Source organism: Mariniphaga sediminis (genome assembly GCF_003573545.1).
Classification (GTDB): domain Bacteria; phylum Bacteroidota; class Bacteroidia; order Bacteroidales; family Prolixibacteraceae; genus Mariniphaga; species Mariniphaga sediminis.
Genome location: NZ_QWET01000005.1, coordinates 67,231 through 90,256 on the forward strand (window position 1 = coordinate 67,231; position 23,026 = coordinate 90,256).

At 41.2% G+C, this 23,026-nt stretch carries 20 protein-coding genes; 8 read left to right on the forward strand and 12 right to left on the reverse strand.

Annotated features, from left to right (window positions below):
- Positions 1-35 precede the first annotated feature (35 nt).
- The 10 genes from D1164_RS07875 to D1164_RS07920 form a co-directional block, all read right to left on the reverse strand.
- Positions 36-650 (reverse strand): RNA polymerase sigma-70 factor, encoded by a 615-nt coding sequence (locus D1164_RS07875; RefSeq protein WP_172594384.1) that lies wholly within the window; start codon positions 648-650, stop codon positions 36-38.
- A 211-nt stretch (positions 651-861) separates the two neighbouring features.
- The gene (locus tag D1164_RS07880) at positions 862-2,115 is read right to left on the reverse strand and encodes a DUF4857 domain-containing protein (protein ID WP_119349422.1); all 1,254 of its coding nucleotides are present in this window, start codon (positions 2,113-2,115) and stop codon (positions 862-864) included.
- The gene (locus D1164_RS07885; protein ID WP_119349423.1) at positions 2,115-2,783 is read right to left on the reverse strand and encodes a hypothetical protein; all 669 of its coding nucleotides are present in this window, start codon (positions 2,781-2,783) and stop codon (positions 2,115-2,117) included. Before D1164_RS07885 ends, D1164_RS07880 begins: the two co-directional genes overlap by 1 nt.
- A gap of 3 nt (positions 2,784-2,786) precedes the next feature.
- Entirely contained in the window at positions 2,787-3,674 is an 888-nt protein-coding gene (locus D1164_RS07890) for an ABC transporter ATP-binding protein (protein WP_119349424.1), read from the reverse strand.
- A gap of 34 nt (positions 3,675-3,708) precedes the next feature.
- Positions 3,709-4,950: a DUF4857 domain-containing protein gene (locus tag D1164_RS07895; RefSeq protein WP_119349425.1), complete on the reverse strand. Its 1,242-nt coding sequence runs from the start codon at positions 4,948-4,950 to the stop codon at positions 3,709-3,711.
- Positions 4,950-5,618, reverse strand: coding sequence for a hypothetical protein (locus D1164_RS07900; RefSeq protein WP_119349426.1), 669 nt, complete (start codon positions 5,616-5,618; stop codon positions 4,950-4,952). Before D1164_RS07900 ends, D1164_RS07895 begins: the two co-directional genes overlap by 1 nt.
- A gap of 3 nt (positions 5,619-5,621) precedes the next feature.
- Positions 5,622-6,509, reverse strand: a complete 888-nt coding sequence (locus D1164_RS07905; protein ID WP_119349424.1) for an ABC transporter ATP-binding protein — start codon at positions 6,507-6,509, stop codon at positions 5,622-5,624.
- A gap of 394 nt (positions 6,510-6,903) precedes the next feature.
- Positions 6,904-8,409 carry a TolC family protein gene (locus tag D1164_RS07910; protein ID WP_172594385.1) on the reverse strand — a complete coding sequence of 502 codons (1,506 nt, stop codon included), beginning with the start codon at positions 8,407-8,409 and terminating at the stop codon, positions 6,904-6,906.
- Between the two features lie 10 nt (positions 8,410-8,419).
- On the reverse strand, positions 8,420-9,646 hold the full coding sequence (locus tag D1164_RS07915; protein ID WP_119349428.1) for an efflux RND transporter periplasmic adaptor subunit: 1,227 nt from the start codon (positions 9,644-9,646) through the stop codon (positions 8,420-8,422).
- Positions 9,647-9,758: 112 nt separating this feature from the next.
- Positions 9,759-10,463, reverse strand: coding sequence for a hypothetical protein (locus tag D1164_RS07920; RefSeq protein WP_119349429.1), 705 nt, complete (start codon positions 10,461-10,463; stop codon positions 9,759-9,761).
- A 36-nt stretch (positions 10,464-10,499) separates the two neighbouring features.
- On the opposite strand from D1164_RS07920, the gene D1164_RS07925 reads away from it, so the two are divergent.
- The 3 genes from D1164_RS07925 (at position 10,500) to D1164_RS07935 (ending at position 13,180) form a co-directional block, all read left to right on the forward strand.
- Positions 10,500-11,198 carry a M48 family metallopeptidase gene (locus D1164_RS07925; RefSeq protein ID WP_119349430.1) on the forward strand — a complete coding sequence of 233 codons (699 nt, stop codon included), beginning with the start codon at positions 10,500-10,502 and terminating at the stop codon, positions 11,196-11,198.
- 3 nt (positions 11,199-11,201) lie between these two features.
- Positions 11,202-12,536 carry a deoxyguanosinetriphosphate triphosphohydrolase gene (locus D1164_RS07930; protein WP_119349431.1) on the forward strand — a complete coding sequence of 445 codons (1,335 nt, stop codon included), beginning with the start codon at positions 11,202-11,204 and terminating at the stop codon, positions 12,534-12,536.
- Positions 12,537-12,670: 134 nt separating this feature from the next.
- Positions 12,671-13,180, forward strand: coding sequence for a mechanosensitive ion channel domain-containing protein (locus D1164_RS07935; RefSeq protein ID WP_119349432.1), 510 nt, complete (start codon positions 12,671-12,673; stop codon positions 13,178-13,180).
- 20 nt (positions 13,181-13,200) lie between these two features.
- On the opposite strand, the gene D1164_RS07940 is transcribed toward D1164_RS07935, so the two are convergent.
- The gene (locus D1164_RS07940) at positions 13,201-13,971 is read right to left on the reverse strand and encodes a TIGR00266 family protein (protein ID WP_119349433.1); all 771 of its coding nucleotides are present in this window, start codon (positions 13,969-13,971) and stop codon (positions 13,201-13,203) included.
- Between the two features lie 105 nt (positions 13,972-14,076).
- On the opposite strand from D1164_RS07940, the gene D1164_RS07945 reads away from it, so the two are divergent.
- Positions 14,077-14,976, forward strand: coding sequence for a pseudouridine synthase (locus D1164_RS07945; protein WP_119349644.1), 900 nt, complete (start codon positions 14,077-14,079; stop codon positions 14,974-14,976).
- A 105-nt stretch (positions 14,977-15,081) separates the two neighbouring features.
- Here the strand turns inward: D1164_RS07945 and D1164_RS07950 are convergent, their stop codons facing one another.
- Positions 15,082-15,960 carry a CHAD domain-containing protein gene (locus D1164_RS07950; RefSeq protein WP_119349434.1) on the reverse strand — a complete coding sequence of 293 codons (879 nt, stop codon included), beginning with the start codon at positions 15,958-15,960 and terminating at the stop codon, positions 15,082-15,084.
- Between the two features lie 158 nt (positions 15,961-16,118).
- Between D1164_RS07950 and D1164_RS07955 the strand changes: the two genes are divergently transcribed.
- From D1164_RS07955 to porZ, 4 genes are all read left to right on the forward strand, one after another.
- Positions 16,119-16,859 (forward strand): hypothetical protein, encoded by a 741-nt coding sequence (locus tag D1164_RS07955; RefSeq protein WP_147372091.1) that lies wholly within the window; start codon positions 16,119-16,121, stop codon positions 16,857-16,859.
- Between the two features lie 78 nt (positions 16,860-16,937).
- Complete coding sequence (locus D1164_RS07960) at positions 16,938-19,931, forward strand: YfhO family protein (protein WP_119349436.1); 2,994 nt, start codon at positions 16,938-16,940, stop codon at positions 19,929-19,931.
- A gap of 151 nt (positions 19,932-20,082) precedes the next feature.
- Entirely contained in the window at positions 20,083-20,658 is a 576-nt protein-coding gene (locus D1164_RS07965) for a non-canonical purine NTP diphosphatase (protein WP_119349437.1), read from the forward strand.
- Between the two features lie 21 nt (positions 20,659-20,679).
- Positions 20,680-22,992 (forward strand): type IX secretion system anionic LPS delivery protein PorZ, encoded by a 2,313-nt coding sequence (porZ, locus tag D1164_RS07970; RefSeq protein ID WP_119349438.1) that lies wholly within the window; start codon positions 20,680-20,682, stop codon positions 22,990-22,992.
- Positions 22,993-23,026 lie beyond the last annotated feature (34 nt).

A 23,026-nucleotide genomic window follows, 5' to 3' on the forward strand; every position in this document is an offset into this window, starting at 1 on the left:
TAGTTAATTAAAACCGGTTGTAGCTTGTTTTTATTTTAAGAATCAAGGTATTCCTCCGGGGTTTTAGTTGTACGCCACAATCTATTTTTCTGGTTCATTAGTATGGAGAGGAATATTAGTGCATGCAGGTTGTCGGATAATTTCGTGCGCAAAGCAGTATAGCCATGGTTTTTTAACGTTTTGACCGTATTTACCGAAATGTTCAGCCGGTCAGCTATTTCCTGATTTCTTAGCCCGGAAAGGCTTAACCGGATTATTTTTTTTGTTTGGGCCGGAAGTTCATTTATTGCCTGATGCAGGATAGTATAAGTTTCATTTTCAATAACCTTATTCATAAAAAATACTTCTTCATTGTTCAAAATATAATCGAAATATTTTTGATGAATTTTTTTGTCCCTTATTATGTTGAGGCATTTATTTTTTGCGATGGTGTATAAGAACGCTCTTGCCGAATCAACTGTTTCAAAATCAGCTTTTTTATTCCAGTAAATTAACAGCAGGTCCTGCACCAGATCTTCCGCTTCGTTCTCATTTTTAAGGATTGAGTATGAAAAAACACATAGTGGCTGGAAGAATATCTCGTAGAACATTTTAAACTGCTCGACGTCACCTTTCGCTATTTGCCTGATATGTTTATCCCGTAAAATCATATTTTTTAGCGGCCATAAAAATAAATATTTTATAATTACTTTATATATTTTCATTGATACGGAAAAGCTCATTGGAAATCATTGACTTCAGAATAAAGTATATGCAAAGAGGGAAAGGTTCTGTTTAAACAGGACTTTTCCCTCTTTTTTCAACAAAAAAAGCCGGCCTGAAAAACAGGCCGGCCTTCACTGGATAATTAAGAAATTCGATTTAATATTCTTTATTCTGAAAAACATTGATTGCAATAAACCCGAAAAGCCCGGTTGCAGCAACCAGCAGTAGGTCGATAATGTTATTTTTAAACCGTAATTTGCGTTTTCGTATGAGGAAAACGGAAACTCCCAATAGAACAGCATGTAAATACACCCAGCTAAAATTGGAATATCCGTCAAAATTAAATTTGACAAAATCGATGTACTTTGGGTCAGAGCGCGGTTGGGTCAGCTTTAAAGTAAACGGGAATAGAAAGTGATATGCTTTCCCGATTAACATTTCTGACTTTGGCTGGAATTCTTCATAATAGGAGTCGATAATATTGTGGTCAAGATCGACCGCATAGGCTGCTATGCTATTTTCGGTATTAACCTGAAACATCCAGAAAAGCATGTTGCCCATAATATAGATAGTATGCTCTTCCGGGATATAGTCATAGACGGGTATTTCAACTATTTCGTAGTCTTTGGAGTACAGTATGTTTAACCGGTTATCTTCGGAAATAATAAAGCAATAGAGCTTTTCGTTTTCTACTTCCAGATACTGCATGTATTTAATCTGAAAGTCTTCCGGAATTTCAATCCGGTTGAACACGGGCTGGCCGTTTTCCATTTTCAGGTGAAAAAGGTCTCCTATGTTGTCGGTTATAAACCAGCCGTCGGCCCTATTTTTTCTATGACTTGGATTACCCGCCAGGATTTGAGCCGGGAAAACAAATCCTTCTTTTTCGAAGGCCTTTGTAAAAAGAAGGCTCTTTTCTTCGTTTACTTCATTGCTTTGCACATTGACAAACTCCACCCGCTTCTTAATTCTGCACAGGTCGCCGGGCAATGCTATTTTTCCCGTTGATTCGTACAATGGGAACAACCTGTACTCATCAGCCGGACGCCTGAGAGAGTGTGGAACAAACCCATACATTATAAAATTTTGGTGCCAGGTTTCGATATCTATTTTTACCCCATCGATACTATCGGGCAACAAACCTGATTGATGTAAAGAAGTGGCAAACATCATGGGGCACTGCTCCATCATTTCCGTTTGGGTATATTCTTTCCCTTTGGTGTCTACCGGATTCAGTACTTTCTTTTCGTCATACCGGCTGATATAAAAATCGTCGTTTAATGCACTGTACAATATATGTGGAGTGTTAATCCTTTTGTCAAAAAGTGTATTGTATAAGATAGGTACTGAATAGGCCAATACCAGAATGGCTATCATTACCAATAAATATCTGCTTAGTTTATGTAACATTACATTTCTCCTTTCCTGAATCTGTAAATTGAAAATAAGATTGATATGCTAAAGAGTACAACCAGTATCAAAAAAAAGCCGTTCGCATAAATGTAAGATCCTGCTTTCCAGAGTATAAAAAACATTTTAATGAATAATCCACCAATAACGAGGTAAGCAATCCGGTATTTCCAGATAGGTTCAATGGCAACCATGCCCGCAATAAAAAAAGCAGCAAAACCCGACATAAACCAGGGGGCAACCGTTATTGCCGCTACCCTAATAATTTCGTACGGAAAATAGTAACGGCCAATTCCTATGAATACTAAAAACATAAGCGAAAAAATAATAGTAAGGCTCATTACCCCAAAGGCCACCATTTGTAATCCGGCTTTCTCCTCGTTTATTGGAAGGTGGAGGGTGAGTTTTATCCTTTTTTCAGTCATTTCAGGAATAAACTGTGCTAATCCTATTAATAACCCTATTCCCAAAGGCAAAAACTTAAACAAGGTGAAAAAAACAAAATCCCTGTTCATTATTTTCCAGAGATAGTGGTTAACAGGTGTGTCTGCCAGTTCGCTTCTTATGATCATATACATGGCCAGCGTAACTCCGACTCCAACAATTACCGACAGCCAAAAGACGAGCCTGATTTTTATCCATTCTTTATAAAACATTGACTTCCACATATCCTAATATTTTCCTGTTAAACCAATAAATGCGTCTTCAAGGGTCATGGGTACCTCCCTGAAATTGCTGTATGCAATTCCCAGCGATGCCAGGTAGCTTTCTACTTCGTTTGCCCGGGAGTAAGTGTACAGTTCGATAGTACTGTCTATCTTTTCATAATTTTCGACCAGTCCCCCTTTTTCAAACTCTACATCGGGGTTGGTAACCTCAAAGTTGAACTGTTTAAATGTTGACATAAACTCTTTGACCGGCATGTACACCAATACTTTATTGTAATCGAATACGATACATTCATCGATGAGCCGTTCCATATCCTGGATAATGTGGGAAGTGGTAAAAACCGTCTTTCCTTCGGCTTTGGCATAGTTGCGCAAGTAGTCGATAAAAAGCCTTCGGTAACCGGGGTCGAGTCCCATGGTGAAATCATCGAGAACCAGCAGCTCCGGGTCTTGTGCGAGGATAAGTCCCAGGGCAACCTGTGAGCGCTGTCCGCACGACATGGTTGATATTTTTTGTTTCGGGGTTACCTTTAGTTTGGCCATCAGGTCGTAGTATGCCTCACGCTTCCAGTTTGGGTAGAAGCCCGAATAGAACTTCTCAATTTGGTAAATATTCATGAATGCATACTGCACGTGGTTTTCAATCAAATAGCCAATCTGTGATTTTACATACGGCGACAGGTTTTTCGAATTCTCCCCGAGGATGATGCATTCACCGCTCCGGGGAGTCAAATAACCGTTTAGAATATTGATAGTGGTAGTTTTCCCTGTCCCGTTTTTACCAAGAAGCCCAAGGATACTACCTTTTTTTATATTGAAGTTAAGGTCCTCGTAGACCATTTTATTGCCATAATAATGTGTCAGGTTACGGCATTCTACGATGTTCTCCATAATGATTGTTTTACTTATTTACAGGATGTAATACTTAATATTCTTTATTTGGAAACAGGTTCACTGCAATAAAACCGAAGATACCTGTTGCCGCAATTAATACCAGGTCGAGTATGTTGTTTTTAAAACGGCGCTTTTTCCGGATGATGAAAAAGACGTTTAACAGGACGAAAATGACACTTGCCACAATCCAGGAAAAATTGTTGTACCCGTTAAATACAAATTTGATGTAACTGTGATGATTTTCACCAAACCTCAGATTGAAAGGGAACAGGGTCGCAAAAGCTTTTCCTACAGACAACTCTGAATAAGGCTTATTTTCTTTTTCAAACTTATTCAGTAGTTTATAATTCCTGTCGAGGACATAAATTTTCCTTTGATTAAAAGAAGAAAAATCAACTTTTGTAAAATAGGGGGTTTTTCTAAACATCAGGGAATAATGTTTTTCCGGGTTGTAATCGTAAACGGGGAGTTCGATCAATCCGTAATCCAGGCTGCTGAGGATATATAGCTTATTCTCCTCCGAAATGACATAGGCGTGGATACTGCGCGACTCAATAGTTGACGGACTGACATATTTTACCTTAAATCCTTCCGGAGTTTCAATCTTTTTCAGATAGGGTTTACCATTTTCCATCTTCATATGGTAGAAAAGGTCTTTGCTGTCGGTAATAAACCAGCCATTATCATAAGGTTTCATAACGGTTGGTATACCAGCCATCAATTTTGCCGGATAATTGAAATTTTCATTATTAAAAATTCGTGTAAAGATTTCACTCTTTTCCTCATCAACCTTGTTAGTTTCAGCAAGTATAAATTCCACTCTTTTCTTTCCGATTCTGCATACATCATGGGGAAACCTCAGCGCGGTTTTTGAATCCATCAGGGGAAAGAGTCTGTAAGAGGGCATTGACATAAATGAACTTCGTATGCTGGCATAATCGCTTTCGGGACGGAATTTTTCAACATCAATTTTCATCCCGCTAATGCTATCCGGGAACTCTCCTTTTTTAATCAGGAAAAATGAATTTTCAATGGGGCATGCTTTATGAAATTCATCTTCCGGAATTACTTCTCCTTTTGAGTTCTTAATAGTTTGTATGCTTAATTCATAGTCATATGTAGAAGTAAAAAATTCATCTTTTAACAGACTGTAATAAATACTGGGATACTGACCGGGAACCTTAAACAAGGTTCTGTAAATTGTTGGGATAACATTTGACAGGATGATAATGGCTGCGGCCACTAATAGATATCTGCTTATTTTTTGTAACATTACATTTCTCCTTTCCTGAATCTGTAAATTGAAAATAAAATGGACATACTCATCAGCAGGATAATTCCCAGGAAGGGTAACCAGGCATACTTATATGCCCCTGCTATTGGCGACTGAAAAAACAGGTGAACAAATGAAAAAGCTAACAATGCATAGAAAACTTTATATTTCCACAGGGGTTCAATGGTTATCATTCCTGTGAGGAAATAGGCAGCCAGTCCGGCAGAAAACCATGGTATTACAGTACTTGCAGAAAGGGCTATAACCTCGTAAGGGAAATAATATCTTCCGGGAAAAATAAGCAAAGCAAACAAAGTAAGATACAGGGCAACAAGGCAGATAACGCCGAAGATTACCATTTTTAAACCTGCCTTTTCTTCATTCAGGGGGAGGTGCAGCGTTAATTTAATCCTTCGTTGTTTAACTTCGGGGATAAACTGTGCCAGTCCAATTATTACCCCTATGCCTAAAGGAATAAACTTAAACAAATTAAAATAGATATACATTTTATTAATGATTCCGTCCCAAAATTCATGGGCATTGGCAATAATAAATGAGTGCCTTACATTAAGGTAAATTCCGAGAATGGCAATTGCCCCAATGGCCAGTGACAGCCAAAAGACGAGCCTGATTTTTATCCATTCTTTATAAAACATTGACTTCCACATATCCTAATATTTTCCTGTTAAACCAATAAATGCGTCTTCAAGGGTCATGGGTACCTCCCTGAAATTGCTGTACGCAATTCCCAGCGATGCCAGGTAGCTTTCTACTTCGTTTGCCCGGGAGTAAGTGTACAGTTCGATAGTACTGTCTATCTTTTCGTAATTTTCGACCAGTCCCCCTTTTTCAAACTCTACATCGGGGTTGGTAACCTCAAAGTTGAACTGTTTAAATGTTGACATAAACTCTTTGACCGGCATGTACACCAATACCTTATTGTAATCGAATACGATACATTCATCGATGAGCCGTTCCATATCCTGAATAATGTGGGAAGTGGTAAAAACCGTTTTTCCTTCGGCTTTGGCATAGTTGCGCAAGTAGTCGATAAAAAGCCTTCGGTAACCGGGGTCGAGTCCCATGGTGAAATCGTCGAGTACCAGCAGCTCCGGGTCTTGTGCGAGGATAAGTCCCAGGGCAACCTGTGAGCGCTGTCCGCACGACATGGTTGATATTTTCTGTTTCGGGGTTACCTTTAGTTTGGCCATCAGGTCGTAGTATGCCTCACGCTTCCAGTTTGGGTAGAAGCCCGAATAGAACTTCTCAATTTGGTAAATATTCATGAATGCATACTGCACGTGGTTTTCAATCAAATAGCCAATCTGTGATTTTACATACGGCGACAGGTTTTTCGAATTCTCCCCAAGGATGATACATTCGCCGCTCCGGGGAGTCAAATAACCGTTTAGAATATTGATGGTGGTAGTTTTCCCGGTCCCGTTTTTACCAAGAAGCCCAAGGATACTACCTTTTTTTATATTGAAGTTAAGGTCCTCGTAGACCATTTTATTGCCATAATAATGTGTCAGGTTACGGCATTCTACGATGTTCTCCATACGTGTATTAAAATTTTAGATTTTTCAATACAACACACTTAAAACCAAAACGGGTGAATAATTGCCTGTTTTATGATATAAATCAATGTAAGCAGAAGGAGGAAACCATTACCACAAGCAATTTTTTTAGTTTGAATTTTTCTGATGCGAAAGGACTTTCAAGCACTACCAGTTCTCGGGCGCCATGCCTTTGATGTAGCGGTGTCTGCAAAATATATGATTCGACATCAATAGAGGGAGTCTTTAGCTACTTCTGTTGGGATAGGAGGACTAATCTGACAATTGTTTAATTAATTTCTTAAACAGTTAAAAGTTTTTCCTCTGATTCAAAGGGGAGGATAGTTCAGGGTTTCATTTTATAGTTTGAATTGGAATGACAAATTGCAGGGATGTGTCAGAAAAATAATTTTCTGGTTTCATCTTCCAGCATAGGATTTCCGTAAGTAATATTATGTCCTTTTTCAAAATCGAACAGGGTAAGTACACGAAGCCGGTAATAGGCCACCCAGTAACTTTGTATCGACCGGATATAATCTCGTTTCGCCTGTTCACGTTCCTGCAGGGCGATGTTCAGGTCGGTTATACTCAGTTCGCCATTTTGAAATTTTCGCAAGGCAATCTGGTACCCGTTTTCAGCCACTTTATCTGCCTCGTCGGCTGTTCGCAACTGGTCTTTCAGCAAACCAAACTGTTCCACCTGCACAATAATCGACCGGTCAAACTCTTCAATATCCTTATTCACATTGTAAATGGTAAGCTCCCTTTCCGACTCGGCAAGTTTAACGGTTGAGGCCGATCGTCCCCAGTCGAGAATCGGGATACTTAATGAAATACGCAACATCCGGTCGCGCTCGGGCTGGTCGTATATACCCAGGAATGTTTCTGCGCTGTTCGATAAACCAAAACTTCCGCGCAGAGTGGTACTCAGGCCGGTGCTGTTTTTGGCCTGGGCAAGTTCCCGGTCAGCATTAATTAACCGGCGTTGGTAAAGCGAGGTTTCCTGTCGATTTTCTCTCGCTTTTTGAACTGCCAAATCTAAATCGATATCAAAAAACCGGATATCCAGAGGTATGTTAAGATCGATTTGCATTGATTGTTCCAGACCAACATATCTTTTCAATTCAAAATCTGTATTTTTTAGATCCATATTAGCCTGGTTTAGCGCTTTTTGGGCATTCAGGACCGAAAGCTCGATTCGCGAATAATCGTTGTCGGATATTTGTCCCAGTTCTTTTTTTGTTTGTGATATGCGAAGGTTATCCTGGCTGTTTTTCAAATTGTTCTCAGCCAGTTTGTAGTTGGTTTGCACCATCAGGTAATTAAAGTAACGGTAGGTTGTATTCAGGGCAATTTCTTCAATTTGCTGAACAAAGCGTTTTTGTGCTTCATCATAAATCATGGGCTCGGTTTTACGATACCATTTCATCCAGTTGTAAGCAAACAACGGCTGGCTGAAACCAATTACAAACGGACTACCTGAATATCCGATTTCATTTTTATTCAAGTTCCGAATGCCGTGGGCTGAAGTACTTGCCCAAATGTTGGTTCCCAGCTTGGGAATAGACTGGTTTAAAGAAACGTTGGCAGATGCGGCAAGGTTGGAAACCTGTTTAAATTCTATGCTGCCATCGGGTTGGGTGATGGGTTGGGTGGTATGTGTATAATTTGGCAGATCTCCTGACAAGGTTAACTGAGGCCTGAATCGTGTTTTGAAATTCCGGTAGCGCCAAAAATAATTTACATTTTGATTTTGAACATATTTGGATGAGGGTGAGTGGGTTAGTGCCAAATCAATAACATCATCAAGCGATAAGCTATTCTTTATGGAATCATTTTGTGAGAAAACCGGGTTTACTGAAACGGCCAAACCCGTAAATAATACTAAAAAAAACGTTCTCATTTTTGCGAGTCTATTTTTCCAATTCAATTTCATCTGATTGTCTGAATGCATTAAGTCCTTCAACAATTACAGCATCACCTTCGCTGAGGCCTGAAAGAACTTCACAATAATCATCTCCGATAATTCCGAGTGTAAAATCTTTTTTGATAGCCTTATTGCCTTCCACCACAAACATTTTTTGTTTTTGCCCGGCCTCAAATTCCGGTATTTTTTTTATTCTGAGGGCATCCTCTTTGAACCCGACAATTACCTGTATTTCAACCTGCTGGTTGGCAATTAGCTTGGGGTGGCTACTTTCATGAAGATGTATATTAAACTGAATTTTTTTATTTTCAACCATTGGGGTAATATTTCCGACAGTGCCCTCCAAATGTTCGTCGTCCAGGTTTACCACTACCCGGTTCCCGGTTTTAAGCTGTACAGCGTGTTGTTCCTCAATCGAACCTGTTATTTTAAATGAGGTAAGATCCGACATTCGAACCAGTAAATGATCGGTGTTTACTTTTTCACCGGCTTTTCCTGAAATAGACAGGATGATACCGGCAGAAGGTGCCCGGATACTCATTTTTTGAAGCAGGGTTTGCTTTTCCTCCAGTTCTTTTTCCTGCATTCTGATTTGTAGCAGGAGACCTTGTTCCTCGGCTTTAAGCTGTTTTAACCGGATTGAGTTTTTTTCTACCAGGGTTTCGAGATCCTTTTCTGCCAGTGTAATCTCCTGGTTTGTCTGGTCTATTTTGGCTGGCGAAATTCCCCCAACTTCCAGAAGTTGTTGCTGGTCTGCCAGTTGCGATTTCAGCGACATAATTTTCAGCTTCTTCACCTCTTCATTGTATTCCAGATCGAGTCGGGTACTCTGTGCATTCAGGCGGGTCCTTTCCAGGTTGTTGCGTCTCACCTCAATCTGATCTTTTATACCATCAATATCATCCCGCACTCCGTCGGTATTCAACTGAAGAATAACATCGTCCTTTTTTACCCGGGTTCCGGGCTCGGCCAATATACTTTGAATAACACCCGGCCCAGGGCTCAGAATGAGTACTTCATTTTCCGAATCGACTACGCCGGTAGCGTGAATTGACAACAACACCGGGCCATGGTCAACTTCCTCCGTAACGAGGCTCCCTGCGCTTAAAGAAGAAGGAACAAAGAACCGGGAGGAATAAACCGCAACGGCAATGATGGCAACCAGGGTTAATACTGAAAAGAGGAAAAGTTTAATTTTTTTATTACTTCCCATGGCTCAAAAATTGGTTAAGGAAAAAATGGCGGCAGAATTCTTTTTTTAAGAATAAATTCTGCCAAACAGGAAGGTCAAAATTAAAAAAATCATTTAATTACAAAAAACGTAATTACCTGATTTTTTCGAGGTACAACTTTCTTAATTTCACTAAATAATCTGTGTCGATTTTATTGGAAAGTATTCTCACAAACTCAAACAATTTTCCCTCTTTGAAAAATGAGCCGGAAGCCGCATCAAATTCGTGTCCTTCCCAGTTATACTTTACATCCATTGTTACTTTAACAAAGGCATCGTAGCTAAGGTATTTGGGAATTTCAATGTATCCAAAGTTGTGATCCTGTGATTCCACATAAACTCCATCGGCCAGTTTTTCAAATACCAGGAATTTTACAATTTTTACTTCGGCTTCCAGTTTCCCGCTGAGCTTTTTATTCATCAAAAAATGAATCCCCTGATTTTGGTAGGCTTCCTGGATTTTTTCTACCAAATCAAGCTCGGGGAGGTGCCTCACGCGAATCACATTGAGCAACTGGGAGCCAATAATCATGTACCCTTTCCCCGAATCGAAATCCCAGTCATACTCTTTTTCAATGTTTTGTGTTGCCCGTAAAACCTCTTCGAGCGGATATTGCTTGTCGAGTACCAGGTAAATGTAAAACGGCTGGGCCGACGTGGGTGTTTCGTGGTAATAACCCGGGAATTGGTTCAATGCTTCAAAAACCAGGCTGCCCGGCAGCACCTTTTCTTCTACCGATGCAATAGTGATGTGCTTGGTAAGGTTGGCGAATACTTCCATTTTTTTGTTCTGTTCCATAATGTGGTATCTTTGGTTTTATTTTTATTGAAACGAATGCCAAACAAAGTAGTTCATTTTAAAAGTATCGGACCGGTTACTTTTTCACGCAACCGACGATCGAAAAATATAAAAATAAGTGTTAAACCTGACAAATCAGTGCTGGTTTCTTTTCCTTTTTTTATTTCAGAAGACGAAGTACTGGCATTTTTGACCCGAAATGAAGATTGGATTAGCCGCCAGCAGAAAAAGGCAGATGCCGGAAGAACCCCATACGATACAGGCTCAACAATAAAAACAAAACTTCACACGCTGGAAATGCACCATGGGGAAACCGGAAAAGTGGAAACCGATGGAAAGATGATTAAAATTTTTGCTGCTGATTTTAATACGGAAGAAGCCCGGTTTCTTCTGGAGGATATTTTAACACAGATTTACCGTTTTGAAGCCCGGAAGTTACTTCCGGCACGGTTGCAGGAACTGGCCCGGGAACACGGATTCCGTTACGGTAAAGTTTCCATTCGGAATAACAAACGGAATTGGGGTAGTTGCTCTTCCCGGAATAACATCAGCCTGAACCTGCATATGATGAAACTGCCCGATGAATTGATTGACTATATTTTGCTGCACGAACTGGTGCATACTGAAATAAAAAACCATGGTCCCCTGTTTTGGGAAAAACTCGACAAGCATACCAATTACCGGGCGCGTGAATTGTCAGGGCAAGTAAAAAAATACTCAACTTACATCTTGTAGAAAATGGATTGGAATATTTTACTCTCAACCAAACGTTTGGGGATGGAAACCTGGAAACCTTCAGCCAGACAAGAAGATCGTTCCCAGTTTCAGCGTGATTACGACCGCATTATTTTTTCTTCCCCATTCAGGAGGATGCAAAATAAAACACAGGTTTTTCCGCTGCCCGAACATATTTTTGTGCACAATCGCCTTACACATAGTCTGGAAGTGGCCAGTGTGGGCAGGTCACTGGGAAACCTGCTGGCGGAAAAACTAACGGAGCAGTTTCCTGAAAATAAACTTATTCCTGAAATAGGTACCATCGTTTCTGCGGCCTGCCTGGCGCATGATTTGGGGAATCCTCCTTTCGGACACTCGGGGGAGTCTGCCATTTCCGGGTTTTTCCAGAATGGAGCCGGAAAGGAATTTAAGGACAAACTTTCGGCAGCCGAATGGACAGATTTTATCCGGTTCGATGGAAATGCCAATGCTTTCCGGATACTTTCCCATCAGTTTAACGGGAAACGTCCCGGAGGTTTTGCCCTCACATATCCTACCCTGGCAAGTATTGTAAAATATCCATTTGAATCGCCCCTGGCCACCCGGCAAAAATGTGGGTTTTTTCAAACCGAAAAAGAGACCTTCCTGCAAATAGCCGGGGAATTACAGTTGCCTTCCAAAGTACAGGAACATTTGTCTTTTGAACGCCATCCGCTGGTATACCTTGTGGAGGCCGCCGACGATATTTGTTACCAGATTATGGATCTGGAAGATGCCTGTAAGCTGGGCATTCTTAGCTACGAAAAGGTGACGGAATTATTCCTTGGTTTTTATGATCGCAAGCATGATCAAAAGGCCTTAAAAAGTATAGAAAATACGTTGAAAAGAGTAACCGACAGAAACGAACAAATCAGTTACCTGCGTGCAGGGGTTATTGGAAAACTGATTCATGAAAGTATGCATGTTTTCGACTCAAATTACGATCGTATTTTAAACGGGAGCTTCGATAAGAGTTTAATTGGTTCTCTGGAAAACTGGCACGCGCAAGCGATGAACATGGTAAAAGAGGTTTCCGCTTCGGAAGTGTATGCCCACCGGTCGGTGGTGGAAATTGAGATTGCCGGATTTAAAATTATTGGTACACTACTCGAAGAGTTTGTTGGGGCAGTTATGGATCCGAATGAACGTTACAACAAAAAAATATTGTCGTTGCTGCCTGAACAATACCGGCCCCAGAGTGAAAGCATTTACAACAAAATTCAGTCGGCAGTGGATTTTGTCTCCGGAATGACCGATGTGTTTGCCCTTGATTTATACCGGAAAATTAAAGGTATCAGCCTGCCGGGAGTTGTTTAACGAATGGGCCGGCGTACTTTGCATATTGTATTTAATCCATCCAAAACAAAGGGAGTTGAAATGATTAATGTTTCCTCGTTTAAAGATTGGAATTTAGATAGTAACTTTGTGTTCGATCAATTAATATTGTTGCAATGAACATTCAGACATTAAAAGCTATTCAGACATTAATTGTTATTGGGGTACTGATTGGAACCCATTTTTTTACCAGGAATGTGGTAAAAAGTTTTCTGAAAAAATTCAGGTTTACCGCTCAGCGCCGAAAGCTAACCATCCGGATAATCAATCTTTTACTATCCATTACTGCCATTGTTTTTATCTCAGCCATTTGGGGGGTCAAACAAACAGACATGGTGGTTTTTATCTCTTCGGTAATGGCTGTTCTCGGAATTGCTTTTGTGGCGCAGTGGTCGTTGCTTTCAAACATCACGGCGGGGCTGATTTTGTTTTTTAATCATCCGCTCAAGCTGGGCGATCATATAAAAATTATCGAGAAAGATTTTATTATTGAAGGAATTGTAAACGACATCACCTTCTTTTTTGTCCATATCAAAACAGAAAATAAGGAGCGGGTTTCCATATCCAACTCCATTATTTTACAAAAAACAATTTCTATTGTGCCTCCGCAGGAGGAAAGTATGTAAAAGATGGGGGCTTTGTGCTGTTACCTTTCGAGCAAACTGTCTAACAAGCCTCCACGGGCTTCTTTGCGGGTATTCCCTCCGCCGGGAGAAAGTTCTGCAATCAGTTTACGAATAGGCATACTTTGCAACCATACTTTGCCGGTGCCGCGTAGCGTGGCCAGGAAAATTCCTTCGCCGCCAAACAACATCGAACGTAAATTGCCGGCTTGCTCAATGCTGTAATCGATTCCCGGTTCGAATCCTACAATACAGCCGGTATCCACTTTCAGCACTTCGTTGTTCAGTTGTTTTTCAATCACAGTTCCACCGGCGTGGACAAAGGCATTGCCATCTCCTTCCAGTTGCTGCAGAATAAATCCTTCGCCGCCAAAAAAACCGGAGCCAAGCTTTCGGCTGAATGTAATGGAGATTTTGGTTCCGAGGGCTGCACACAAAAAGGCATCTTTTTGCACAATTACTCTTCCTCCAAGTTGGGCCAGGTTAAGAGGAATAATGGTACCGGGATAAGGCGCTGCAAACGCTACCTTTTTTTTACCCCATCCACGATTGGTAAAGTGAGTGAGAAACAATGACTCTCCGGTTATCAGGCGCGACCCTGCCGACAATAATTTGTCGAAGAAACCCGCTCTGGGGTTGGATCCGTCGCCCATGCGGGCTGTGTATTCAATATCATCGTCCATATAGAGCATGGCGCCTGCTTCTGCTATAACTGTTTCACCCGGGTCAAGTTCCACTTCCACCAACTGTACATCGTGCCCCAAAATTTTGTAATCAATTTCGTGTGATTGCATATTTGTATTTTTTTGAAAATAAAAGTCAAAATTAACAATTGGAAAATTGGGAACAGCATTCTAATCCGTATTTTTTTAGACCTTTGTAAAAAATTGATTTCAAAGATGAACAGAAATTACAATAAAGGGCGTGACGGAAGATCCGGATCCCGGTCTGGCGTAAAGAAAGGAAGAACAGCGGGAGAAAGTCGTCCGGTTGGCGGGAGAAAAGTGATAAAGATTAAAAGGAGTAGCAGTTCGCCTGCCAAAAAGGAGGTTCCACTTCCCCGCAACAAACCATACAAAACACCTACCGGCAGGGAAATGCGTTTGAACCGTTTTATTGCCAATTCGGGAGTTTGTTCGCGACGGGAAGCTGACAAGTTTATTGCCGCCGGTCTGGTTACGGTTAACGGAACAGTAGTTACTGAAATGGGGATAAAGGTGAAGGCCACCGACGATGTGCGTTTTGATGGAAGGAAACTGAATGCGGAAAAGAAAGTGTATCTTTTGCTAAATAAACCCAAAGATTTTGTAACCACCACCGACGATCCCCATGCCGAACGAACCGTGATGGATTTGGTGAGAGGAGCCTGTCCTGAGCGTATTTACCCAGTGGGACGGTTAGACAGAAATACTACCGGCGTGCTGCTTTTTACAAACGACGGTGAGCTTTCCGACCGGCTGACGCATCCCAGTCACCGGATAAAAAAAATTTACCAGGTGTCTCTCGATAAGGCGGTAACCAAAAACCACATTCTGCAAATTGCCGAAGGGATTGAACTGGAAGACGGGCTGATTGCTGCCGATGCCATAAGTTATATTGATGCAGCAAATAAAGCAGAGGTGGGACTGGAAATTCATTCGGGCCGAAACCGCATTGTGCGTCGCATATTTGAACACCTTGGCTATCGTGTAAAGAAGCTCGACCGGGTTTACTTTGCAGGCCTTACCAAAAAAAATATTTCTCGTGGAAGATGGCGGTTCCTTTCACCGAAGGAGGTGCAGTTTCTAAAAATGAAATAGCGTTTTTTCGCAGCTTTTAATTTATCAAAGAGAAGGACGCAGTATGGACCGTTTGGGAGAATAGTAGCGAAGGAACACGTTATTTGATTTAAGAAAAGACAGTGTTTAGAGTTTGAAAAAACGCTCAAGCTTTTGATTAAATTCTCCTGGTGGGGCTGAAAAAAACTGCTTCAGGCGGGGATGAAGTTTTATCTGGTTTAGTTCACGCAAGTGTTCTACCTGATTTTTCAGAATGTGTACTTCTTCTTCTGCGAATCCGTACCCCTGGGAAATCAATTCTTCGGAAAATACATGCAAATCATGATCTTCGCCCAGTTGATCGGTAATTTTGTTCAGCTGGTCGGTCTTTAATTTGAAATACCGCGGATGCAAAAAACGGATAAAATCCAACTGATACCAGAGTTGTTTTAATTTTTTTCGTAACTGATGCCACTCTTCCGGATGAGGATTAAGGGGCAACTGCTGATAAACAGTTATGCTTTTCAGATAGGTTTGTCCCACTTCCCGAAAAAAATGAATTTTTGTTAGCTGTTCGTTTCCGGGATTGTCAGAAATAAGAGTTTCAAATTCATCGAAAAAACTTTCAATGGTTTTGTTCAGGTTGTTTTCCCGGAAACCACGTTCCAGCAGCGATTTATTTTTTTGTACCAGCATTTCCCTGGCATTTTTTATTTTCCGCTCGGGCAGGAGCTTGTTGCCGGGCACCTCTTTGTCGAAAAGATCAAGGTTTACCGATGATTCACGCAAGGGGGCAAGTAGTTTTCCAAAGTTACGGATGTCGTTTCTCAGTTGTGGGATATTGGTTTCCGGAATTTCGGTGTAGAACCGCAACAGCGCCCGCAAACGTTTAAACGATTTGCGTAATTCATGCACAGCAAGGTTGGCCGGTATATTTTCTGCGGTGCAGAAATAACTTATCTTTCCGGCCTGGTGGGTGATTGCCTGAATTAATCTGTTCCTTGTCTCCTGAACCATTTTACTCATTTCAAGGGAATAACAAAAGTAACGATAATTCAGCAAAACCGAAAACGGGTAATATCAAGAGGTTTATCCACAATTTCTTGTGAATAATTTTAATGCGAAGAAGCTATTTTGGATTTGGAAAATACATAACTTCGCATAATTGCTAAAAGATGAGAAAGATGCCATATCGCCGATTACCCACTACCGACCAGGCGCGGCTCCGTGCATTGGCAGCCGCCCAGAAAATTGCCTCTGAACGTGATGCTGAGAAACTTGCCTTTTCAAAAAATACACAGATTGAACTGAAGAATGTCCAAACCAATTTTGAAAACCACCTGAAACATTATGAGTTCGACTTAAAACACGAGTCGGAAAAGAGCGGTGACTACAAAGCTGCGTATGAAAAAGGGCGGTTGTATGTTTCGCACTTTATCCAGGTGCTTTTCATGAACATTGAAAGGGAAGAGTTGAAGAAAGAAGCGCTTGCATTTTACGGGTTGCAGGAATTTGATGGGAAAATGCCTTCTTTGAATACAGAGCAGGAAATACTTGAATGGGGCAAAAAGGTGATTGAAGGAGAACAGAAGCGAATGCAAAACGGGGGCAGTCCTATTTATAATCCGTCAATTGCACTGGTAAAAGTGAATGTGGAAAATTTCAGGGAGGCGGCTATTTTTCAGCAAAACCTGAAAAGAAACACATTGCGTTCTTACGAAAAGATGCAGGAAATTCGCAAAGTAACCAACGAATTTATCAGCAGGCTGTGGACCGAGATCGAGGAAAACCTGGGGGGCACTCCTGCGGCCAATAAGCGTCAGCATGCCCAGGAATACGGGGTGGTGTACGTTTTTCGCCGGAATGAAAGGAAAAAAATGAAAACAGAAGGCATGCAGGTAGATTTGCTTTTCGAGTTCAATTAACACAGCAGCAAGGCACAAAAAAAATAGCGCTGGCTTCTGACGATATAATCAGCACCATTCTGTAATGCAAAAAAATTTATGAAAGGAAAAGCGTACCTTCTTTTGCTTCTGGTTGTAGTCCTTGCTTTTTGGCAGGTTTCTTTTTTGCAAAATGGAATAAAGTGGGATTTTGTGGATGCCTTTCTTCCTTCGCGATACTTTTTTTCCGAGTCGGTATTAAACAACCAGTTTCCTCTTTGGAATCCCTATCTCCTTTACGGTACGCCTATTTATGCCGATTTGGTGTCCGTTTTTAATCCTGAATTCTGGATTGTGGGAAATATGTTTGGCTACTCCAATATTACCTTGCAGTTCATGTTTTTGCTTTATGTTTTTACCGCCGGGGTCACATTCTTTTTCTTTTTGAAAGAATTTAATGCAGAATATAAACTGTCTTTGGGATTGTCGGTAGCCTACATGTTATCGGGTTTTAGTATCGGAAATGCCCAGCATTTGGCTTTTGTTTGTGGCTATGCCATTGTGCCTTTTGTGCTAACCAGTTACTTTAAATTCATCCGGGAGTTAAATAAACCCCATCTCATCCGGGTTGCGATTGCTTTGTTTGTAATGATTTATGCCAGCTATCCCGGGCTTACCATTATTTTAGGGTACTTCCTTCTGTGCATTTTCGTTTACTATCTTATTGTAAACCGCACCGACAAGAGTTTCCTTAAACGGGTGTTTATTTATCATGCGGTTTTGGTTTTAATGGTAGTGCTTTCCAGTACGGTATTGATTATTGCCTGGTTTCAGGGATCTTCTTTTCTGGGCCGTTACAGTGGGCTTTCAATAAATTTGGCTCACAGACACTCGTTTACACTCAAATCGGTTCTGTCTTTTCTGTTGCCCATGGCAACGGGAAACGATACGTCTTATTTTGAAACCGATGTTTCCATGTCGAATGGATACTGGGGAGTGATTAGTGTGATTCTATTTTTATTTGCTTTGCTGAAAAAAGCGAAAAGCAGGGAATCTTACTTAATTCTGTTTTTTGGGGTTTTTTCCTTTCTTGCTTCATTGGGCAATCAGTTTTTTTTGAGGGAGTTTCTCTACCATTATGCCCCGCTGATGGACATGTTTCAGTACCCGGCCATATTCCGGGCATTTACCATTTTTAGTCTTCTGGCTTTTGTGGGAATTAATTTCAGGGTGAATAACCTGGCCTGGAGAGATAAGAAACGTTTGATATTTCTTGCCGGGCTTGTGGTCTCTTTTCTGGTGCTATTAATCTTCTATGCCAGCAGTCATTTGGAGGAATTTGTTTTTTTTAATGCCGGTAAAAGTTTCACAGAAGAAGTTTTAAGTGCAACCCGGTTTGATAGTATCGTTTTGCAGGGAACGGGTCAGGTTTTTATTTTGCTGACTTTTATTTTTATAACCTGGAAGCTTAAAACCATCCGGCACTATTCAGCGGCCCTGCTCTTTTTGTTTATACTGGATGGAATGGTGTCAACCCAATTAAGTACGCGTTATACCGTACTTAGCGAGGACAATCCCGTTGCGTTCTTTAAATACCTTCGTTCAGCGCCCAAAGGTTTTCCCATTCCTGAACTGAATCCTATTGAAGAGAATTCAGACAGAAACGCCCAGAATGAATTTATTTGGATGAACAACAATGTTTTCCCTAAAAAAATTACATTCGATGGTAAAGTTGCATTTAAGTTAGATGGATATACTTACCTTGCCGATAATCATCCCGGGTTGCTGGAAGCGATTAAAAAAGAAGCCGTTGTTTACTTCTCTGATGATGTAAGGGAAAATTCGTCGGTTGAAAATTTTACTGCCAATACCATTTTTCTGTCTTCTTCGGACTATAAAAAAATAGAGGCCGATAATTTGCGCTCCGGCAAAAACGACCAATTGGCTATTCGTAACTTTTCTCCCCAAAAAATAGAAATCGAAACAACCACAAACCATCCTCAACTGCTTGCTTACCAGCAAAACTATTACCATGGCTGGAAGGTTTATGTTGATGGGAAAGAACAGGATTTGCTACAGAGTAACTTTGCCCACATGGCCGTTTGGGTGCCTTCGGGCGAACATACCATTTTTTTTGAATACAGAAATCCTCTTATTAAATATGCGTTTGGATTTAGTTACCTCGTCTTTTTTATTTTGATTGCTTTTTCCATTCATTATTTTGTGATTCAACACCCCGAACGGAAAAAGAAGTTAGCCATTGCTTTATTTTCCGGCCTGGTAGTTTTTCTGTTGGGCAGTTGCCTGAACAGGTACTTTTATCAAAAAAATGTAAAGGGACTGATTCCCGAAATCATTGAAAAGACAGATGATTGGCGTAAAAAATATGGCGCCGACATCCGAATTCTATTGAGTACGCAGCAGGAACAACTAAAAGAACTGGTACCTGCTGATACGGCCTTTTTTGTTGATGATAAAACAAATCTTTCGGAACTGGCCCATTTTCTGGTGCAGTCGGAAAGCCTCCGTTTGGCTTTTGTCTGGCAGGGAGGATCTGTCAGCGATGATATTATTGAATTGATTTACTCTTTTTATCCCGGCATCATTGAGCAAAAGCAGACCAGCAGCTCCGGGATTTTGTTGCTCGAAAAAAATGGGGATAAACAGCATTATGCCGTCAGCAGGGATTTTGAGCCGGGGTCAGAGGAATGGGCGCGGGATAACGGACGGATTAAAACAGATTCTGTTACCGGCAACCATACCTACTTTTATGATACGGAAGACAGCTGGGGGACTACGGTTGAGATTCCTGTTACGGAAGAATGGAATTCGCCTGCAAAAATTGCGGTCCTTTCAGATTTTATGTTTGAAGAAAAAATGGTGGAAACCCTTCTTGTAATTACTACAGATCGCGATGGTAAAACACATAGCTACCAGGTTAGTAAAATAGATAAATTTGCCCGGAGGCCCGGTGAGTGGGCAAGAGCGGCATTTTGTATCCGTTTGGATTCCGGGTTACAGGAAGGCGATCTGATTAAAATTTATTTCTGGAACCTGAACAAAGCACGGTTTCAAATCGATAACCTGAAGGTAAAACTCATTGATTCTGAATAACTGATCTCAACCGGAAAAATTTTCCGGAATCGAAATAAACCTTCCGGGATCTAAAAAGTATAAAGTCCCCCTGGGCCGGACCCGGGAAAACCGTACCTCTCCACTTATTTTCCAACACCTGCGATTTTTTTATACATTTACCCGAAAAAATATGGAACTTGTATTTGCAACAAACAATAAACATAAATTAGAGGAATTACAGGCTATTTTAGGCGATCATTTCAAGTTGTTGAGTTTGGATGATATTGGCTGTTTGGAAGAAATTCCGGAAGAACAACCAACACTGGAAGGAAATGCCAGCCAGAAGGCTTTTCATGTTTATCAAAAATATGGTTATTCTTGTTTTGCCGATGATACAGGCCTTGAGATTGAAGCACTGAATGGCGAACCGGGAGTTTTTTCGGCCCGATATGCCGGGGAGGATAAAAATCCGGAGGCCAATATGGCCAAAGTACTGCACAAACTGACCAAAATAAAAAACCGGAAAGCACGTTTTAGAACAGTGATTTCGTTAATAATAAATGGAGACGAAAAACAGTTTGAAGGCATTGTAGATGGGGAGATATTAGAAAAAAAACAAGGGAGAGCTGGTTTTGGCTACGACCCGATTTTTAAACCCGTTGGCTATGATTTAAGTTTTGCCGAGATGGATATGGAAGAAAAAAACAGGATTAGCCACAGAGGGCGGGCAGTTGAGAAACTGGTAAAATACCTTCAAACTAAATAGTTAGATACCAACCAGTGTATTATGCGTAAAATTGTTTTAACCGTTGTTGCCGTCGTGTCTGTTGTTTTTTCCTATGGACAAAGGGAAAAAGGAAGCTGGAATGATTATTTGTCGTATACCCATGCCGTAAAAATTGCCGTTGCGCCAACCAAAGTATATTGCGCTACCGAGGGCGGGATTGTTTTCTATGACAGAGAGGATAACAGTGTCAGCAAGCTTTCTGCCATTACCAATCTTTCTGATTTCGGAATCAAAACAATGATATACAGTGAGCAGAGCGATATGTTAATTGTTGCTTACAATAATTGCAACATTGATTTGGTTTACGAAAACCGGGTAACGAACCTGTCAGATATTAAAAGGAAACAATTATCCGGGAAAAACATAAACAATATTTCTCTTATTGACAACGAGGCCTATTTGTCGTGCAGCTTTGGAATTGTTGTTTTAAACCTTGAGAAAAGGGAAGTAAAAGATACCTATATTATTGGTGAAGGCGGCTCGTTTTTATCTGTAAATGATGTGGAAGCAGATTCAGAGTTTTTGTATGCTGCTACGGATAATGGAATTTTAAAAGCCGAAAAGAATGGCACCAATCTGTTGGATTACAATAATTGGACACTGGTAGAAGATATACCGCACTCCAACGATAAGTTCAACCATCTTGTCAATCATCAGGGCAAACTAATTGCAAATTATACCCCGGAGCAATGGTATCAGGATGAGATGTACACTTTAAACGGGGATGTTTGGGAGCCCTATGTATCTCAAATAAGATATGTCTTTGATATCCAGGTGAATGGAAACTACCTGGTCGTTGCAAGCAGAAGCGATGTATTTGTGATAGATAATAATCATGTACTTGTCAGAAAAATAAATAACTATCAGCTTGGGGATAAAAGCATTGCACCGATACAGCCGCAGAGTGCAGGAATTTCGGATGGTGAAACAATCTGGATAGCCGATGCTGAAAATTCGATGGTAAAAGTTTCCGGTGAAAATTATGAATCGGTCGTTCTCAATGGCCCCATTGACAACAATATATTTACGCTGCACCAGGCTGGTCCTGTGTTGTGGGTATCTCCCGGAAATAAGAGGGGATGGGAGCGACCAAGGTTCCAGCGTTTTAACGACGATACCTGGAAACATTTCTCAAAGGAAGATTACCCGGAGCTGGACGGTTTCTTTAATATTATTTCCGTTGCGGTTGATCCATTCAGGGAGAATCATTTTTACGCCGCCAGTTGGGGTGGGGGATTACTGGAATACGAAAACGATGTGTTTGTTCAGCGTTATACAAACCATAACAGTCCGTTGGAAACAGCTTTGCCCCAGCAACCTGCCGAACCTTATGTGAGAGTTGGCGGAATGGATTTTGACTCGGAAGGCAATCTGTGGCTGACCAATTCCGAAGTGGAAAAAGTGTTGGTGAAGCGCACTCCTGAAGGAGAATGGGAATCTGTTTTTCTTCCCGAAATTGCCAATGGGTATAGTATCGGGCAGTTACTTGTTACCCAAAATGATGATAAGTGGATTTTGTTGCCGAGCGGCCACGATGCTTATGTTGTGGATAAAACCGGGACAGCGAAAAAACGCCTCCTTGTAACATCCTATTTTTATAATGGCGAAAAGGAAATTCTCAATCGTATGAACGATGTGCATTGTATTGCCGAGGATTTGGAAGGGGGTATTTGGATTGGGACTTCGAAAGGGGTGGCCGTTTACAACAACCCGGGCCGCATTTGGGATTCGGAAACGTTTTATGCCACACAGCCCAGCCTCGATCTGGGCGACGGAAAGTATCATCCGCTCCTGGAAACAGAAACGGTTACTTCCATTGCCGTTGATGGGGCTAACCGTAAATGGATTGGAACGGAAAGAGCCGGGGTGTATCTCATTTCTGAAAACGGGGAGAGCGAAATTCAGCATTTTACCAGCGATAACAGCCCCCTGCTTTCGAATAACATTATGGACATTGCAGTCAATCAGCAGAGCGGAGAAGTCTTTTTCGGTACGAGTGAAGGATTGATATCGTACCAGGGCGATGCTATTGGCGGGAAAAATACCTATGCGAATGTGTATGTTTATCCCAATCCGGTGCGGGAAACTTACGACGGACCTGTTACCATTACCGGGCTGATTGAAAATACCGATGTGAAAATAACCGACATTACCGGAAACCTGGTTTTTCAAACTACCTCGCTTGGCGGGCAGGCTGTTTGGGATGGGACGAATTTGAACGGGAACCGGGTTAAAACGGGTGTTTACCTTATTTTTTGCAATGATGAAGCTGGTGAAGAAACCCACATTGAAAAGCTGCTTTTTATACACTGAGCCATGACGGATTTGGCTCTGTAAAATGTGTGTT